Consider the following 17754-nt stretch of genomic DNA (forward strand, 5'->3'; position numbering starts at 1 on the left):
TCTAATCCACAAACGGTTCGACGACGGTGCGCCGGCCGAGCAGGAAGGCGTCGGCGACGAGACGAAGCGGCGTCAGGTCGACGTCGCTAGCGCCCGTCGCCGTGAGCTCGACGAAGCGCCGGTACAGTCCGCGATATTCCTCATCGGGCGCCTCGGCAAGCACCTTGCCTTCGATGGCCATGCGCGCGCCGCCGCCCGACAAGATCATCCGGCCCTGATCGGTTTCGACGAGGATATCCCAGCTCTGCGGCCCGGTCTGGCGAAAGTCGAATTCGGCGGTCACAGGCAGGCCGTCGATGTCGGCCATTGTCAGGTTTGCAGCGATCGGCGCCTGGCGATTGGCGGGAAAGGCCAGTTCGGCCGCGGTGACGAACACCGGATACGGCAGGATCCTGGTCAGGATCGACAGCGCATTGATGCCGGGATCGAACACGCCAAGACCGCCCGGCTCCCAGATCCAGCCCTGCCCTGGATGCCAGACGCGAACATCTTCCTTCCAGTCGATATGCACCGACTTGATGCGTCGCCCGGTAAGCCATTGTCGCGCGGGTTCGACCGCCGGCGCGTGCCGCGAATGCCAGGTCGCAAACAGCGTTCGCTTTGCCTCCGTCGCCATCGCGATCAGCGGATCGAGCTCGGCAACGCTGGCGCCCGGCGGCTTCTCCAGCATGACATGCTTGCCGGCCTTGAGCGCCGCGGCGGCCTGCGCGCGCCTGACCTGCGGCGGCGTGCAGAGCGAGACCGCATCGATATCAGGCCCCTTCTCCAGCAACTCCTCGAGGGTGGCGAAATGTGGCAGTCCCGGCAGCGAGGCGTTGCGGCTGGCAACCGCGGTCAGTGTCGCGCCGGGCACCGCGGCGATCGCGCCAACATGCTGGTCGCGCGCGATCTTGCCGAAGCCGACGATGGCGATGCGAAGTTCCGTCATGATCCCTCTCCAGATTCCGCGGCTGGCAACGCCTCCGCCGGCGCGGTTTCGATCACGGCGCCCTCGTGGCGATGCATGCCGTTGTGAATGACGAAGACCATTGCCTCCGAGGCTGCTTCGGCATCGCCCGCTGCGATCGCATCGACGATCCTCTGGTGCCAGAGCAGCACGGCGTCGCGGTCCCCCGGCTCGACCGGTGCACTGAGCAGGAACGAGGCGCGCAGAGCCGCCTCGATGACGTGGCCGATCGAGCGCATGAACAGATTGCCGGAGGCGCGCGCCACGGCAACGTGAAGCGCGAGGTCGGCATCGGCAAAGCCGACGGAGTCGGAAGCTTCAAGCCGCATACTGTTCATGCAGCGGTGAAGCTCGGCGAGATCATCCTCCGACCGCTGGGCGGCCGCCAGCATCGCCGCGCGCGGCTCGACCGCAAGACGGATCTCGGCGAGATCGTTGAGGAAACGCTTGTCGATGCCGGCATCCAGGTGCCAAGCCAGCACGTCGGCATCGAACATGTTCCAGGCTGCGCGTTCGCGCACGACAGTTCCGACACGCGCCTTGGTGGTGAGCAGGCCCTTGGCCACAAGGGTCTTCACGCTCTCCCGCAGCACCGGCCGCGACACGCCGAACATCGCGATCATCTCGGCGTCGCCCGGCAACCGCGTCCCCTCCGCGTAGCGGCCGGCGATGATGTCGACGCCGATCGAGCGGGCGACCTCCGCATGATTGGAGTGAGCCCGCCGCGTCGGGATAACCACGATACGCGAGGTCATGTCGCGGCTCCCAAGCTCTTCGTCCTCGGCCGCCGCGCGAGCGCGACCAATCCCTGCTGCAAGGCGATGAAGGCGAACAGCAGGATTCCGGTCGCGATCTTGGTCCACCAGCTCGACAACGTACCGTCGAAATTGATGTAGGTCTGGATCAGGCCCTGGATCAGGACGCCCAGGAAGGTGCCGATCACCGAGCCCTGGCCGCCCGTGAGCAGCGTGCCGCCGATCACGACGGCCGCGATGGTGTCGAGTTCGACGCCGACGGCGGAGAGCGAATAGCCCGCGCTGGTGTAGAAGGAGAAGACGATGCCGGCAATGCCCGCAAGCAGGCTCGACAGCATGTAGATCTTCACCGTCATCTTGCCGACAGCAACGCCCATCAGGCTCGCGGTCGCCCGGCTGCCGCCGAGCGCATAGACATTGGCGCCGAACCTCGTGAGCTGCAGCAGCAAGGCTCCGCCGATGACGATCACGAGCATGATAATCGCTATCGCGGTCAAACGCCCGCCGCCGGGCATCCGAACGGCGAAGTCGGAGACCGTCGAATAGATCGGTGCCGTGATCGGCACCGATTCCGTGGACAGCAGGAAGCTCGCGCCGCGCGCCAGGAACATGCCGGCGAGCGTCACGATGAACGGTGGCAGATCGAACACATGGATCACCGTCCCCATCGCCGCGCCAAAGGCCGCCGAGAGCGCGAGGATGGCAACGAAGGCGACCAGCGGCGGCATGCCCCAGCGCTCGATCGCGAGCGCGACGAAGACGGTGGTAAATCCGATCACCGAACCGACCGACAGATCGATACCGCCGGAGATGATGACGAAGGTCATACCGGTGGCGACGATGCCGAGGAAGGCGCTGTCGGTGAGAAGATTGCCGACCACGCGGGTCGAGGCGATGTTGGGGAATTGCACCGCGCAGAGCACAAAGCCCGCAATGAGCACGACGGCTGTGATCAGGACGGGCGGCAGGCCTTTCATGCTTTGGTCCTCCGCAGCCGCGCGGCGATGCCGGCAAAACCGGTCAGCTTCGGCGATTGCAACAGCAGCACCGCGAGCACCACCACCGCCTTGACCAGCAAGTTGAATTCCGGCGGATAGCCGGACAGCAGAATTCCAGTGTTCATAGTCTGGATGATCAGTGCGCCAAGCACGGCGAGCACGAGGCTGAAGCGGCCGCCGAACAGCGAGGTACCGCCGATCACCACCGCCAGGATCGCATCGAGCTCGAGCCAGAGGCCGGCATTGTTGGCGTCCGCCCCCATAATGTCCGCCGCCGCGATCACCCCGGCGAGCGCGGCGCAGACGCCGCACCAGACATAGACCGAAAGGATCATCGCACGCGTGCCGATGCCGGCAAGCTCGCTCGCCCGCGCATTGCCGCCGGTCGCCTCGATCAAAAGACCGAGCGCCGAACCGCGCACCACTGCGGCGGTCAGGATCAGCATGCCCAGGGCAATCGCGACCGGCACCGGAAGGCCAAGCACCGCGCCATTGCCGAGCCAGACCAGATCCGGCGAACTGAAGGTCACGATCCGTCCTTCGGTGATGAGCTGGGCGATGCCGCGCCCTGCCACCATCAGGATCAGCGTCGCCACGATCGGCTGCATTCCGAGGACAGCAACGAGAAATCCGTTCCACAATCCGCAGACAAGGCCCGCTCCAAGCGCGGCAGCGAGCACCACGGGCAAACCGTGGCTGTCGGCAAGGCTCGCAGCGATCGCGCCGGAGATCGCCATGATCGCGCCGACCGACAGGTCGATGCCGCGCGTTGCGATCACCAGCACCATGCCGAGGGAAAGCAACGCCACTGGCGTGCCGCGATTGAGCACGTCGATGAGGCTGCCGAAGAGACGGCCGTCCTGAAGGCGCAGGTCAAAGAATTGCGGCGACACCACGCGGTCAACCGCGAGAATGACGATCAACGCCAGGAGCTGGGCCAGGCCGCGGCGCGGCAGCAGCGCCGTCATGGGTGGACCTCGTGCGCTGCAGCGGCGCCGTCGGCGGCAATGGCCGCCAAGATATTGCCGACCTCGATCGCCTCGCCCGCGAGTTCCTCGACATGAGCACGGTCGCGCAGCACCACCACGCGGTCCGAATAGGTCACGATCTCGTCGAGCTCGGAGGAGATCACGAGCAGCGACAAGCCGTCGTCGCAGAGCTCGCGGATCAGGCGGATGATCTCGGCATGCGCGCCAACGTCGATGCCGCGGGTCGGCTCGTCCAGCACCAGGAGCCGCGGCGAGGTCGCTAGCCAGCGCGCCAGCAGCACCTTCTGCTGATTGCCTCCGGACAACAGGCCAACGGGACGTTCGGGATCGGTCGGGCGGATGTCGAGCATCTTGACGTAGCGGCGCGCGATCTCGTCCTGCTCGCGGCGCGACAGCGGACGATGCAGCCCGCGCTTGGCCTGGAGCGCGAGCACGATGTTCTCACGCACAGTGAGCTCGGCGACGATCCCCTCGGTCTTGCGCTCCTCCGGGCAATAGCCAAAGCCGTGGCGAACGCCGTCGCGGGGCGATTGCAGCCGCACCGGCGCGCCCTCCACCCTCGCCTGCCCGCTATCGGCGCGCTCAGCGCCAAACACCAGCCGCGCCGTCTCGGTGCGGCCCGAGCCGAGCAGACCGGCGAGACCAACGACCTCGCCATGACGCAGCTCCAGATTGAACGGCGCGACATAGCCGGACTTGCCATAATTTTCGAAGCTGGCGCAGATATCGCGCACCTTGTGCTCGCCTGCCGAAGCGCGCGCGCCGGTGGTCTCTGCCAGCTCGCGGCCGAGCATCATCCGGATCAGGTCGAGCCGCGGCAGCGAGGCGGTCTCGCGCTCGCCGACCAGGCGGCCATTGCGCAGCACCGTGATGCGGTCGGATATCTCGTAGACCTGATCGAGGAAGTGGCTGACGAAGACGATGCCGATGCCGCGCTTTGCAAGCTGGCGCATGATGCCGAACAGGATCTCGACCTCGTGGCGGTCGAGGCTCGCAGTCGGCTCGTCCAGGATCAGCACGCGGGCCGAGAGATCGACCGCGCGCGCGATCGCGGTGACGTGCTGGACGGCCACGGAATAGCTGCCGAGCGGTGCGGCGACATCGATATCCAGGCCAAAATCCGCCAGCAGCGCTTTGGCGCGGCGGCGCATTTCACCTTGGCGCACGATGCCGAAGCGCATCGGCTGGCGGTCGAGGAACAGGTTTTGCGCCACCGAAAGATTCGGCAGCAGATTGACTTCCTGGTAGACGGTGGCGAAGCCCGCTGCCACCGCCGCCTTGGCCGAGCGCGGCGCGATCTCTTCACCGCCGATCCTGACGATGCCGGCGTCGCGCGGAAATACGCCGGTGACGCCCTTGATCAGGGTAGACTTGCCGGCGCCGTTCTCACCGAGCAGCGCGTGGATCTCGCCGGCGCGGAGCGTGAAGTCGACCTCCTGCAACGCGCGCACAGCGCCAAAACTCTTGCTGATCCCGCGCACCTCCAGCAGCGGGGCAGCGGGATCAAGGCTGTTCTGCATGGCAAAGTCACTCCCACGGGTGCCCACCGATGATGCGGGCATCCAGCCTATGCGTTCGCGCGGCGTTTTCGAAGGGGTTTGCCGGACCAACCGAAGACGGCGGCCCGGCAATGCGCCCGCCTCAGTAACCGAGGCCCTTCTTGCTGTCGTATTCCTTCTGCGGATCGTCGGCGGCGGTGAGCAGCCTGGATTCGGTCTGGATCCATTTCGGCGGAACGGTGCCCTTCTCCTTGAACGCCGCGACGGCATCGAAGGCCGGACCCGCCATGTTCGGCGTCAGCTCGACCGTGGCGTTGGCTTCACCGGCAACCATCGCCTTGAAGATATCCGGGACTGCGTCGATCGAGACAGTGAGGATGTCCTTGCCGGGCTTGAGACCGGCTTCCTTCATGGCCTGAATGGCCCCGACCATCATGTCGTCATTGTGGGCATAGACCGCACAGATGTTCTTGCCACCGCCTTCGGCCTTGATGAAGCTCTCCATCACCTCCTTGCCCTTGGCGCGGGTGAAGTCGCCGGTCTGGCTGCGCACCACCTTCAGGTTGGCGTGCTTGGCAATCGCCGTGTCAAAACCCTTCTTGCGGTTTGCGGCCACGCTGGCGCCGACCGTGCCTTGCAGCTCGACGATGTTGCAGGCCTTCGTCCCGACGGTCTTGGCCAGCCAGTCGCCCGCGACCGCACCTTCGTGCACGCTGTCGGAGGTGACGGCGGTGAGATAGAGTTCCTTGCCGGAGGGATCGATGTCGCGATCGAGCAGCACGACCGGGATCTTGGCCTCCTTGGCCTCCTTCAGCACCGAGTCCCAGCCGGTCGACACGACCGGCGCGAGGAAGATTGCATCGACGTTCTGCGCGATGAAGGAGCGGATCGCCTTGATCTGGTTCTCCTGCTTCTGCTGCGCGTCGGCGATCTTGAGATTGACCTTTCGCTTGGTGGCCTCCTGCTTGGAGACCGAGGTCTCGGCCGCGCGCCAGCCGGATTCCGATCCGATCTGCGAGAAGCCGATGGTGAGCTCGGCGGCATTGGCCGGCGGCGCGAGCAACAACGCGGCCGTAGCACTGGCCGCAAAAAGGGCTTTGAGGGTCATCAGGCGTGTCTCCCAAGATGTTATCCGGGGCGCCATTCGGTAGCATGGCACCCGCAGGCCGACATTCGAGGCGGCGGAAAGCACTATCCCACGGAAATTTGGTTCCGACTAGTCATATTATTTGACTATTAGGTGTAGCGACGACCGTCGACGGGAGGACCCCCGTATGACACGCCAGGCGCGATTTTGTTCCGTTGATGCAACGAGAAGGTGAAGGAATGATGCGGCTTGGCCAGCGCCACATCGTCATGGCCGGGCTTGTCCCGCCGAAGCGGCTTCGGCCGCGCAGGCGGGACAAGGCCCGGGCATGACGACCTTTTACGAACGTCGATTCTCCAATCGCGCTGCTCGGGGGCAACGTGAGGGAAAGCCGGCGCTAAATCACCCTCCGCTGCGCCAGGTTCTTCATCAGCGCACCAATTCCGAAGGTCCAGGGCTCGCACTCGTCACTGGTGCGCATGCGGTTGACGAGCTTGCCGAGCTGAGGCGCGGCGATCGTGACGATGTCGTCGCGCTTGTGGGTGAACCCCTGCCCCGGCGCGTCACGATCCTTGACCGGCGCGAACATCGTGCCGAGGAACAGCACGAAGCCATCAGGATATTGATGCACCTTGCCGATGGTTTGTTCGACCAGATCCGTCGGATCGCGGCTGATCTTGCTGATCGAGGAATGGCCGTCGAGGACGAAACCGTCCGCGCCCTTCACGTTCAGGCTGATGTCCAGCTTGCGCGCATCGTCGAGCGTAAAGCTGTCGTCGAACAGGCGCAGCAGCGGGCCGATCGCGCAGGAGGCATTGTTGTCCTTGGCCTTCGACAGCAGCAACGCCGAACGACCCTCGAAGTCGCGCAAATTGACGTCGTTGCCGAGCGCGCCACCGACGATCTTGCCGCGGCTGGAGACGAACAGCACCAGCTCCGGCTCAGGGTTGTTCCAGGTCGATTTCGGATGCAGGCCGGCATCCATGCCGGTGCCGACCGAAGATAACGTCGGCGCCTTGGTGAAGACCTCCGCGTCCGGGCCGATGCCGACTTCGAGATACTGGCTCCAGGCGTTCTGGTCGATCAGCACTTGCTTCAGATGCATCGCCTGGTCCGAACCGGGCTTGAGCTTCGACAGATCGTCGCCGATCAGCCGCGTCACCTCTTTCCGAATCGCCTCGGCCGAGGCTGGATTGCCTTTTGCCCGCTCCTCGATCACGCGCTCCAGCATGGAGATGGCGAAGGTGACGCCGGCGGCCTTCACCGTCTGGAGATCGACGGGCGCCAGCAGCCACGGCTTATTCGAGTCGCGCCCATCGGGCGCAGTGTTGGCGACGATCGCTTCGAGATCGCCGATGCGCTCGCCCTTGGTCGCCGCAAGCGCCTTGGCCGGATTGTCCTCTTCGCAGAGCGCGCTGATGGTTGGAAATCTTGCGGTAACGTCGAACACGCCGTCGTCACGCACGGCGACCACTGCGGGACCGTTCACCTGCGGCAACCAGACGCGGCCGGCCAGCGTTCCCCGCGTTCCGTCCTCGGGGAGAAGATCCTTCACCGTCAATGTGGTCATGGCTGGCGTCCTCGCTGCTTTTCGGACCGGCCACGTTCAACGATGGCCGATCACATTGGCGAAGACCAATAAACGTATGGCTCTCCGGATGTCCAGAGCAGCGGCGAAGGCCGCTATGCCCCCTGCCCGTGCCTCTATGCGCCTGCGCGTGCTTTACGCGCTGCGATCTGCTGCAGTGCCCAGCGGGCATTCTTGCGCACGTCGGGATCGCCGTCGTCGGCAATGACCGCCAGGAACGCCTCGCCGTCGGGATGCGCGATCTCGCCGAGCGCCGCGGCCGCCTCTTTCCGCAAATTGGCTTGGTCATGGTTGATGCAATGGCCGATCGGGCGCACGGCGCGCTCGATCTTCATCTTGCCAAGGCTGCGGATTGCCTTCAGCCGCACCTGCCAGAACTCGTCGGCTAGGCAGGCGACGAGTTGGTCGGCGGCGAGCGAACCGTTAACGTTGAGGCCGAGCGTTTCCGCCGCCATCTCGCGCACCATCCAGTCGCTGTCCTTCAGCGCACGCGTGATCGTTTCGGCCGCCGGCTTCATCTGCGAGAACGCCAGCGCGCTCACGGCGGCACGGCGCACATGCGCGTCCGGGTCGTTGATCAGCGCGGTCAGAGCAGGGATAGATTCCTCCAGCTTGAGGAATCCGATCACGCCGATCGCCTGCACGCGCACGGCGGCATCGGAATCCTGCAGCGCTTCCAGCGCCGGCTTCAACGTGTCCTTACGGCGCAGCTCCTTCAGCGCACGCAGCGCGCCAATGCGGACAAAGGCGTGGGTGTGCTTCACCAGCAGCAGAATCACGTCCGCGCAAGCGGGATCCTTGAACTCGGCCATGCTGTCGGCGGCGGCCGTCGCCACGATCCTTTCCGGATCGACCAGCAGCTTCACAAGCGCTCTTGCCGCCTCGGGCCCGTCGAACTCGCCCAGCGCCATCGCGACCTGCTGGCGCACGCCGGCGTCCGGATCGGAGACCATGCTGGCGAGATGCGCAACTGCCGCGGGATCGCCGGAATGGCCGAGTGCGATGATGGCGACGCGACGTTCCGCGGGATCGGCAGCTTGAAGCCGCTCGTCGGCGTCTTCGAGATCGTCGTAGGATTCGAACGGGCTCGACATGATCACCTCAACAGATAGGGAATGTTGACGGTGACCGCGCCGGTCGGACAATCCGCTTCGCAGGGCATACAGTACCAGCACTCGTCATAGGCCATGTAGGCCTTGTTGGTCATGTCGCTGATACGGAGCACGTCGAGCGGGCAGACGTCGACGCAAACAGTGCAGCCCTTGTCCGCGATGCATTTGGCATCGTCGACGACCACCGGGACCGATGTCTGATAGGAAGCGAGGGGCATCGTTATCTCCTGTTGTTTCGCGATGGGTCAGGCGGTGGCGCGGATGCGCTGCTTGTCGTAGAGGTCCTTCTCGTCGTCCGCGATCGGAACGACATAAGGCTCGACGGCGCGCTTCTCGCTAGTCATCTTGCCGTTCTGCTTGCTCAGCAAGGTGTGGCAGAACCAGTTCTCGTTGTCCTTCTCCGGGAAGTCCGTGCGCCAGTGATAAAGGCCCCAGCGGCTCTCCTCGCGATAGAGCGAGGCGTGCGCAGCCATGTCGGCGCAGTCCATGATCGACTGCACTTCGAGCGCGCGGAGCAATTCGTGCGCGTTGCGCGCGATCATGCGCTCCTGCATGTCCTCCCGCGCCTCGGCCAGGCGGCGCATGCCGAGCTCGTATTTTCGCGTGACTTTCGGCGGCTGGAGATAGTCGTTGACGAGGCGGCGGGTCTTGTACTCGACCTGGTTCGGAGGAATGCCGTCCTCGCGCTTCGTCGGCGCCAACACGCGGTCGCGCTCCATCGCGACATCGGCTGCGTCGAATTCCGCAAAGTCATGGCTGTCAGCGAACTCCATGGCGTCGATGCCGGCCACGGCGCCGTTGGTGAAGGCGCCGAGCATGTAGTTGTGCGGAACGCTCGCCATGTCGCCGGCGGCGTAGAGGCCGGACACGGTGGTGCGCGCATTGTCGTCGACGAACACGCCGGAGGCGCTGTGGCCGGAGCAGAAGCCGATCTCAGAGATGTGCATCTCGATCGACTCTTTCCGGTAATCGACTCCACGACCTTGCTGGAACAGGCCGCGGGTTGGTCGCTCCACCTTGTGCAGCGTCGTTTCGATTTCCTCGATGGTGTTCGGATGGAGATGCTTGAGCTGGAGGAACACCGGCCCCTTGCCGGACAGGAGCTCATTATAGAATTCCAGCATCATCTGGCCCGACCAGTAGTCGCATTCGATGAAGCGGGAGCCCTCGTTGTTCGCGGTAAACGCGCCGAAGGGACCGGCGACATAGGCGCAAGCCGGGCCGTTATAGTCCTTGATCAGCGGATTGATCTGGTAGCATTCAAGGTTCGCAAGCGCGGCGCCGGCGTGATAGGCCATCGCATAGCCGTCGCCGGAATTGGCAGCATTCTCGTAGGTGCCGAACATGTAGCCGGAGGTCGGCAGGCCCAGGCGGCCGGCGGCGCCCATGCACAGGATCACGGCCTTGGCCCTGATCACAAGGATCTCCGCGGTGCGGGTGTTGACACTGATCGCACCGGCGATACGGCCGTCACTGGACTTGAGCAGCCGCGTCGCCATGTAGCGATTGGAGATCAGAATGCGGGCGCGGCGCAGCTGGCGATAGAGCGCCTTCTTCACGGTCTCGCCGTTCGGCATCGGCAGCACGTAGCTTCCGATGTGGTGCACCTTCTTGACGGCGTAGTCGCCGTTCTCGTTCTTCAGGAAGCGGATGCCGAAACTGTCGAGCTCCTCGACGATCTTGTAGCAGTTCTGCGCGTATTTATAGACGGCCTTCTGGTCGACGATGCCGTCATTCGCGATGGTGATTTCCTTGGTGTATTGCTCCGGCGTGGCATAGCCGGGAATGACGGCGTTGTTGAGCCCGTCCATGCCCATCGAGATCGCGCCGGAGCGCTTGACGTTGGCCTTTTCGAGCAGGACGACGTTGGCCTTTGGGTTCTTCAGCTTCGCCTTCAGCGCCGCCATCGGGCCGGCCGTGCCGCCGCCGATCACCAGCACGTCGCAGGAAACCTCCGAAAGTCCGTCGACGATCTGATCTAGTGCCATCGCTTGCTCCTGGTTCGCCGGCAGGTCCGGCGCCTTTGCATCAGATTTATTCAGGTGGGTTTCCGGCGATAGCAATTAGTTGTCGCCGGGACCCGATTTGGCCTCAGCGCTCGACAAAAGCCTTCTCGATGACGAAATGACCGGGCTGGCTGTGGTTGCCCTCGACAAAGCCGCGCGCGGAGACCATCGCGGGCAGTTCCTCCAGCATCGCCGGGCTGCCGCACAGCATGATGCGATCGGTCTCGATATCGAGGCCGGATAGGCCGATGTCGTCGAACATCTGGTTGGAAGCGATCAGATCGGTGATGCGGCCGCGATTCCTGAAAGGTTCGCGGGTCACAGTCGGGTAGTAGACGAGCTTGTCGCGGATCAGGGGGCCGAAGAACTCGTGATCGCGCAGGTCTGCGACGACGTGCTCGCCATAGGCGAGCTCGGAAACCTGGCGACAGCCATGGGCGAGCACGATAGTCTCGTAATTCGCGTAGACGTCAGGATCCTTGATCAGGCTGGCGAAGGGCGCAAGTCCCGTTCCGGTCGAGAGCAGCAGCAGGCGCTTGCCGGGAATGAGATTACCGGTGATGAGCGTACCCGTCGCCTTGCGGCCGACCAGGATGATGTCGCCTTCCCTGATCTTCTGCAGGCGCGAGGTCAGTGGGCCGTCCTGCACCTTGATCGAGAAGAATTCGAGCGCCTCCTCGTGATTGGCGCTGGCCATACTGTAAGCCCGCATCAACGGCTTGCCTTCGACCTCGAGCCCGATCATCGCGAACTGGCCGTTCTGGAAACGAAAGCCGGGATCACGCGTCGCAGTGAAGCTGAACAGGGATTCGGTCCAGTGCCTGACCGACAGAACCGTCTCCTTCTGAAATCCGCTCATGGTCTCTCCTTGCCATTGATTGCGCTCAAGGTTTCGGAGAGAGGAGTGTCCGGCAATTCGGAAGTGAGATTTCCGGTCGATTAGTTTCACATTTCACGGGCGGTGAGAGAAGCGAAGGCAGACGGCCGCCCTCTCATGCATCCGCGCCGGCAATTAGTTGCTATTCATGCCGTCCCGCGCCGACGTAGAAAAGAGCCAGAGGTTCGTCATGACCATGACCCTGGTGGCACCGACCGTGGCCGACTATGAAGCAAGCGCCGATCTCGCCGCGCTCCTCATCCGCACGACACTGGACGATGCACTGAGCGTCCCCGCCGAAACACTCCGCTTGTCCTGCAAATGCGCCCATTGCACCCGCGCCCGTTTCGACGGCCGCTTCCCGGAAGCGTTTCCGGGGATCGCAATCACCGAGATCGGCGATCTCGGCTATGGACTGAACATCGCGTTTTCGGACGGGCACAACCGGGGAATCTACCCCAAGCCGTATCTGCTGAGCTTGGCAGGGCATTGACCATTACCGGTGTCGTCATTCCGGCGCGCCCGAAGGGCGAGCCCGGAATGACGCCGGAGGTTGGCACTTCCCATCTGGCACGGACATTGCTCCTCTTTAGAACGATTTGAACGTTCCGGAGGTAGATGATGTTGCAGGCCGCCAATGTGGTTCGCGGGGCTATTCCCCCGGCAGTCCGGCCTCCCGGCAGCTCCTCGCTGCTGCTGACCGAGAACCAGCAATGGATTGGCGGACCGCCGCCGTTGATGGACAAGCTCTCGCCGCGGGAGCGGGAGCTGGTGCTGAAGCAGGGCCGCCGCAAGGTGCTCAACCGCGGCCAGACGCTGTTCAGCCAGGGCAGCAAACATGACGGTATCTGGCTGATCGAGAGTGGCCGTATCCGGGTATTCTACACCTCTCCGCTCGGGCGCGAGATCACGCTGGCCTATTGGCATGTCGGCAATTTCGTCGGCGGGCCTGAAGTGTTCGAAGGCACAGTGCATCAATGGTCCGGCGTCGCATCCAGCAATTGCAGCGTGGTGCACCTGCCCGGAAAGGAACTGCGCACCCTTGCCGTAGAGATCCCGAACCTCGCGATCGGTCTCATCGAAGGCCTCACCTTCAAGGGCAAGTGCTATTCGGCGTTGGCGCAAATGCTGGGGACGCGCTCGATCACGCAGCGCCTTGCGCACCTCTTGCTACATCTCGTCGAACTCTATGGCGTCGAGGACGCGGACGGCTGCGTGATCGCCGCTGCCTTCACCCATGCCGACATTGCCCACATGGTCGGGGCCACACGACAATGGGTCACGATCAGCCTGAAGCGCATGCAGGAGAAGGGAATCGTTCTGACCAAACGCTCGCAGATCGTCGTCTGCCGGACGGACGTGCTGGAGGAGATGCGTGGACACACATCTGATTAGCAGAATGTGCGATCAAGCCGATGCACAGGCAAGCGGCTTTATAGTGCAGGACTGCCCAAGGAGTATGCAATCAACTTTTCCCGGCAACTAATCGACTGCGGCGGCCATTCCGGATTTGCCCTGTCCGGGCCCTCACCCAATCATGGCAACCACAGCACATCCAACCGAATGAGGATGAGAATGGTCCGCCATCTTCCCAAGCTCTCGCTCGCGATGTCCGTGACGTCGACGGCGCTTCTGATCGCGCAGCCGGCCTCCGCGGAAACCGTGACGCTCGGCATCGGGACGCAGGACACCACGACCAACACGGTGACTGCCGGTGTCGTCATCCGCCAGTTGCATCTCCTCGAGAAATATCTGCCGAAGGACGGCAAATACGCCAACATCAAGTTCGAGCTGGAGTGGCAGAATTTCACCTCAGGTCCGCCCGTCACCAACGCGATGATGGCGAACAAGCTGCAGATCGGCATGATGGGCGACTATCCGCTGATCGTGAACGGCTTCACCTTCGAGAGCAATCCGGAGAGCAAAAGCCGGCTCATCGGCGTCGCCGCCTACAGCCTATCCGGCTCCGGCAATGGCCTCGTCGTTCACAAGGATTCGCCCTACTACGACCTCGCCGATCTCAAGGGCAAGCTCGTCAGCGTGCCGTTCGGCTCCGCCGCGCACGGCATGGTGTTGAAAGCGATGCAGGACCGCGGCTACACCTCCGATTTCTTCCAGCTCGTCAGCCAGAGCCCCGAGGTTGGCTCGACCAACCTCCAGGAGAAGAAGATCGACGCGCATGCGGACTTCGTTCCCTTCGCCGAGCTTCTGCCCTTTCGCGGCTTCGCGCGAAAGATCTTTGACGGCGTCGAGACCAATCTGCCGACCTTTCACGGCATCGTGGTCCGCACCGATTTTGCCGAGAAGTATCCGGAAGTCGTCGTCGCCTATTTCAAGGCGGTGATCGCCGCCAACCAATGGCTGCGCGACGATCCGAAACTCGCCGCCGAGAAAATCCAGGAGTGGACCGGCATCAACAAGGAAGTGGTCTACATCTTCCTCGGGCCCAGCGGCAACATGACCACGGATCCCACGATCAAGCCCGCTCTGATCGATGCCGCCACCGCCGATGTCAAGGTGTTGCAGAACCTCGGTCGTATGAAGGAATTCGATCCGAAGAAATGGGTCGACGACAGTTACATCCGCAAGGCCTATGCCGAGATGAAGCTCGACTACGACGCACAGCTTGCGAGCACCAGGAACTACGAGATCTCAGGCGAAGATTCCTTCTGCAAGAAGCCGATCGCCGATCCGCGCAAGGCCGGCGAGGTTTGGGTGGATGATGCCGGCATCATGCCCTTCTCGTCCGCCGCCTGCACCCTCGGTGCGTACGCCGACTACAAGGCCAAGGGCAAGAAGATCAACGTCGCCTATGTCTTCGACACCACGCGCGGCATCAAGCTGTTCGCCGACCAGGCCTTCTTCGCCGTCGGTAATAGCGACGTCGCCCCGTTCCTGCTCAAGAAGGACGCCGAAGCCTACGCCGCCAAAGTCAGCGGCAAGGTGCTCGGCTTCGAGGACGCGGTGAAGGCCGCCGTCGGCGGAGGCAAGACGTGAGCAGTCCCGCCCTCGTCCGACACCCCGAGGACGGCATGCCGGCACCAGCCATTGCAGAGCCGGGCCCTGCGCCCGCCGTCATCACCCCGCCCACGACGCCGCCTTCCTTCGGCGCACACGCGCTGCGCTGGTACCGGCTCAATCGGGCAGGCCTGCGCGCGATCGCGATCGGCGTAATTTCGCTGCTCGCCTTCCTGCTGGTCTGGCACCTGCTGACGACCTTTCGCGTCGTGTTCTTCGTGCGCTTCACCAACGTGCCCTCGCCGCTCGCAGTCTATGCCAGCTTCACAAAGGCGATCCATGATCCCAAATTCTTGCTGCACGTCCTTTTGAGCTGCCGACGCATCTTCTTCGGCTTCTCGCTCGCGGCGATCGTCGCCGTGCCGCTCGGCCTCATCATGGGCCGCTTCAAGCTGATCCATGAGATCATCTTCCCAGTGGCGGAGGTGCTGCGGCCGATCCCGGCGATCGCCTGGGTACCGATGGCGATCATGCTGTGGCCGACCAACGAGCAGAGCATCGTCTACATCACTTTCCTCGGCTCGTTCTTTCCGATCCTGGTCAACACACTGCACGGCATGTCGCTGGTCGATCCGGTACTGGTGCGCGCCGCGCAATGTCTCGGAGCGCGGGAACGCTCGATCTTCCGCGAGGTGTATTTTCCGGCATCGCTGCCGCACATCTTCACCGGCCTCACCGTCGGCATGGGCGTTGCCTGGGTGTCGCTGATCGCCGCCGAGATGATCTCCGGTCAGTACGGCATCGGCTATTTCACCTGGGAAGCCTATTCGCTGGTCCAGTATGCCGACATCGCGCTCGGCATGATCGCGATCGGCGTGCTCGGGCTCGGGTCAAGCATGTTGATCCGGGGGGCCGGACAATTGGTGATGCCGTGGAGAACAAGATGAGTGAGATCGTTGTCAGGGCACCGCAGGGCCATATCGAGGTCAAAAACTTCTCCCTCAGCTACGACAGCATCGAGGGGCCGGTCGAAGCCGTCACCGAGACGCAGATTCACGTGAAGCCCGGCGAGTTCGTCTCTATCGTCGGGCCCTCCGGCTGCGGAAAATCGACTCTGCTCAATGCGGTCGCCGGCTTCCTCAAGCCGACCACGGGCATCGTCACTGTCGACGGCGAGAAGGTGAACGGCCCCAGCGCCGAGCGCGGCATGGTGTTTCAGCAATATTCGCTGTTTCCCTGGAAGACCGTGCGGGAAAACGTCGAATTCGGCCTGAAGATGCGCGGCATGCCGCGCTCGCAGCGCGAACGGGCGGCACGCACCCTGCTCGGGCTCGCGGGTCTCGAAGCGTTCGAGAAGCATTATCCGGAAAAGCTCTCGGGCGGCATGAAGCAACGGGTCGGCATCGTCCGCGCGCTGGCGACGGGACCGAAAGTGTTGCTGCTTGACGAGCCGTTCGGTGCGCTGGACGCGCAGACACGCGTCATCATGCAGCAGATCCTCACCAACATGTGGCAGCGGCTGAAGATCTCGGTGCTGTTCGTTACCCACGATATCGACGAGGCGATCTTCCTCTCCGACCGCGTCTACTGCATGACCGCGCGCCCCGGGTCAATCAAGGCGGAGATTCCGATCCCGCTGGAGCGGCCGCGGCAGCAGTCGATGATGATGTCGTCGGAGTTTTTGGCGCTGCGCCGCGGACTGATGTCGTTGATTCGCGAGGAAAGCCTCAAGGCGATGGGCGGCGAGATCACCGATCTCGGCATGCAGGGACTGAACATCGAGCTGCACGGCGCTTCGCTGGCGGATGTGATTTAGCTCGTCGACACTCGCGAGCAGCCTTCCTTCTCGCTGTGGGAGAAGAAGAGCTCACTTAAACCACTGCACCAGGGCGATGCTGATGCCGAGCAGCAGCATCAGCGACAGCGTGACGGCGGCCGTCACCCTACCCCCGACATTGGCGAGCACGCGCACGTCGACGCCGAGGCCGAGCGCGGCCATCGAGACCACGGTGAGGAAGCCGGTGATCTTCGTCACCGGCCCGACCACCGTGCCCGGCACGATCTCCAGAGACCGCAGGGTCGCGAGCGCGAGGAAGCCGAGGATGAACCACGGGACCAGGCGGAAGAAGCCAACATTGGTCTTCTTGGCGTCGCTTTGCCAGCGCGAGGCGGCGAGCGACAGGCCGACGACGACGGGCCCGAGCATCAAGACGCGCATCAGCTTCACCAGCGTGCCGATCTGGGTCGAGACCAGCCCAGCCGGGACCGTCGCGGCCAACACCTGCGGCACCGCATAGACGGTGAGGCCTGCAAGGATGCCATATTGCGTGGCGGACAGTTGCAACAGCGGAATCAGGAGCGGCAGGCCGAGCACCATCATCACGCCGAGGATGGCCGTGAAGGAGATCGAGGATGCAATCTCGTCGTTGTTGGCGCCGATGATCGGCGCCACGGCAGCGATCGCGGAATTGCCGCAGATCGAGTTGCCGCAAGCGATCAGGATCGACAATCGCGTCGACAGGCCCAGCAGACGGCTAAGGCCGAATGAAACGCAGAGCGTGACCACGACGACGGCGGCGATCGATGCCAGCAGCGCGATCCCCGAGGCTGCGATGGCGGCGAAGCTGATCGAGGCTCCCAGCAGCATGACGGCGACTTCGAGGAGCTGCTTGGCGCTGAAGGCGATCCCGGCTTGCCAGCGTGGCGCCGGTTTCCAGAAGCTGCGGAGCACCATGCCGAGCAGGATCGCCATCACCAGCGCCTCGACATAGGGATGCTCGAAAACGCCCAATTCGGCCCGCTCCAGCAGGGCCGAGACACCGGCGACGGCGATACAAAGGAGAATTCCGGGAATCAGCGCGACGGCGCGGCTGATGGCAGTCGGCTTGGAATCGGCCGGGCTGGATGCTTGATTCTGCGACACAAATCTCTCCCCGAGG

Annotated in this window: 17 protein-coding genes; 5 read left to right on the forward strand and 12 right to left on the reverse strand. The window is 63.7% G+C overall.

Annotation, left to right across the window (positions count from 1 at the left end; all coding sequences use genetic code 11):
• Position 1: 1 nt before the first annotated feature.
• The 11 genes from IVB28_RS20075 to IVB28_RS20125 form a co-directional block, all read right to left on the reverse strand.
• Positions 2–928, reverse strand: coding sequence for a Gfo/Idh/MocA family oxidoreductase (locus IVB28_RS20075; RefSeq protein ID WP_247528373.1), 927 nt, complete (start codon positions 926–928; stop codon positions 2–4).
• Entirely contained in the window at positions 925–1701 is a 777-nt protein-coding gene (locus IVB28_RS20080; protein ID WP_247528374.1) for a FadR/GntR family transcriptional regulator, read from the reverse strand. The genes IVB28_RS20075 and IVB28_RS20080 overlap by 4 nt, the downstream gene beginning before the upstream one ends.
• Positions 1698–2678 (reverse strand): galactofuranose ABC transporter, permease protein YjfF, encoded by a 981-nt coding sequence (gene yjfF / locus IVB28_RS20085; RefSeq protein ID WP_247528375.1) that lies wholly within the window; start codon positions 2676–2678, stop codon positions 1698–1700. Before yjfF ends, IVB28_RS20080 begins: the two co-directional genes overlap by 4 nt.
• Positions 2675–3667, reverse strand: coding sequence for an ABC transporter permease (locus IVB28_RS20090; RefSeq protein WP_247528377.1), 993 nt, complete (start codon positions 3665–3667; stop codon positions 2675–2677). Before IVB28_RS20090 ends, yjfF begins: the two co-directional genes overlap by 4 nt.
• Positions 3664–5208, reverse strand: a complete 1545-nt coding sequence (locus IVB28_RS20095; protein ID WP_247528379.1) for a sugar ABC transporter ATP-binding protein — start codon at positions 5206–5208, stop codon at positions 3664–3666. The genes IVB28_RS20090 and IVB28_RS20095 overlap by 4 nt, the downstream gene beginning before the upstream one ends.
• Positions 5209–5329: 121 nt before the next feature.
• Complete coding sequence (gene ytfQ, locus IVB28_RS20100) at positions 5330–6295, reverse strand: galactofuranose ABC transporter, galactofuranose-binding protein YtfQ (RefSeq protein ID WP_247528380.1); 966 nt, start codon at positions 6293–6295, stop codon at positions 5330–5332.
• A gap of 376 nt (positions 6296–6671) precedes the next feature.
• Entirely contained in the window at positions 6672–7844 is a 1173-nt protein-coding gene (locus tag IVB28_RS20105) for a fumarylacetoacetate hydrolase family protein (protein ID WP_247528381.1), read from the reverse strand.
• 134 nt (positions 7845–7978) lie between these two features.
• Positions 7979–8956: a HEAT repeat domain-containing protein gene (locus IVB28_RS20110; RefSeq protein WP_247528382.1), complete on the reverse strand. Its 978-nt coding sequence runs from the start codon at positions 8954–8956 to the stop codon at positions 7979–7981.
• A gap of 2 nt (positions 8957–8958) precedes the next feature.
• Complete coding sequence (locus IVB28_RS20115; RefSeq protein WP_007593252.1) at positions 8959–9192, reverse strand: ferredoxin family protein; 234 nt, start codon at positions 9190–9192, stop codon at positions 8959–8961.
• A gap of 27 nt (positions 9193–9219) precedes the next feature.
• Positions 9220–10962 carry a fumarate reductase/succinate dehydrogenase flavoprotein subunit gene (locus IVB28_RS20120; RefSeq protein WP_247528383.1) on the reverse strand — a complete coding sequence of 581 codons (1743 nt, stop codon included), beginning with the start codon at positions 10960–10962 and terminating at the stop codon, positions 9220–9222.
• Between the two features lie 103 nt (positions 10963–11065).
• Positions 11066–11839: a ferredoxin--NADP reductase gene (locus tag IVB28_RS20125; protein WP_247528384.1), complete on the reverse strand. Its 774-nt coding sequence runs from the start codon at positions 11837–11839 to the stop codon at positions 11066–11068.
• A 214-nt stretch (positions 11840–12053) separates the two neighbouring features.
• Here IVB28_RS20125 and IVB28_RS20130 point away from each other — a divergent pair, with 214 nt between their 5' ends.
• From IVB28_RS20130 to IVB28_RS20150, 5 genes are all read left to right on the forward strand, one after another.
• On the forward strand, positions 12054–12350 hold the full coding sequence (locus IVB28_RS20130) for a gamma-butyrobetaine hydroxylase-like domain-containing protein (RefSeq protein WP_247528615.1): 297 nt from the start codon (positions 12054–12056) through the stop codon (positions 12348–12350).
• Positions 12351–12475: 125 nt separating this feature from the next.
• Positions 12476–13252, forward strand: a complete 777-nt coding sequence (locus tag IVB28_RS20135) for a Crp/Fnr family transcriptional regulator (RefSeq protein WP_247528385.1) — start codon at positions 12476–12478, stop codon at positions 13250–13252.
• Positions 13253–13432: 180 nt separating this feature from the next.
• Positions 13433–14854 (forward strand): ABC transporter substrate-binding protein, encoded by a 1422-nt coding sequence (locus tag IVB28_RS20140; protein ID WP_247528386.1) that lies wholly within the window; start codon positions 13433–13435, stop codon positions 14852–14854.
• Positions 14851–15762: an ABC transporter permease gene (locus tag IVB28_RS20145; protein WP_247528387.1), complete on the forward strand. Its 912-nt coding sequence runs from the start codon at positions 14851–14853 to the stop codon at positions 15760–15762. Before IVB28_RS20140 ends, IVB28_RS20145 begins: the two co-directional genes overlap by 4 nt.
• Positions 15759–16631 carry an ABC transporter ATP-binding protein gene (locus IVB28_RS20150; protein ID WP_247528388.1) on the forward strand — a complete coding sequence of 291 codons (873 nt, stop codon included), beginning with the start codon at positions 15759–15761 and terminating at the stop codon, positions 16629–16631. Before IVB28_RS20145 ends, IVB28_RS20150 begins: the two co-directional genes overlap by 4 nt.
• 51 nt (positions 16632–16682) lie before the next feature.
• On the opposite strand, the gene IVB28_RS20155 is transcribed toward IVB28_RS20150, so the two are convergent.
• Positions 16683–17738, reverse strand: a complete 1056-nt coding sequence (locus IVB28_RS20155) for a putative sulfate exporter family transporter (protein ID WP_247528389.1) — start codon at positions 17736–17738, stop codon at positions 16683–16685.
• Positions 17739–17754 lie beyond the last annotated feature (16 nt).

The organism is Bradyrhizobium sp. 199, assembly GCF_023073355.1.
Taxonomy (GTDB): domain Bacteria; phylum Pseudomonadota; class Alphaproteobacteria; order Rhizobiales; family Xanthobacteraceae; genus Bradyrhizobium.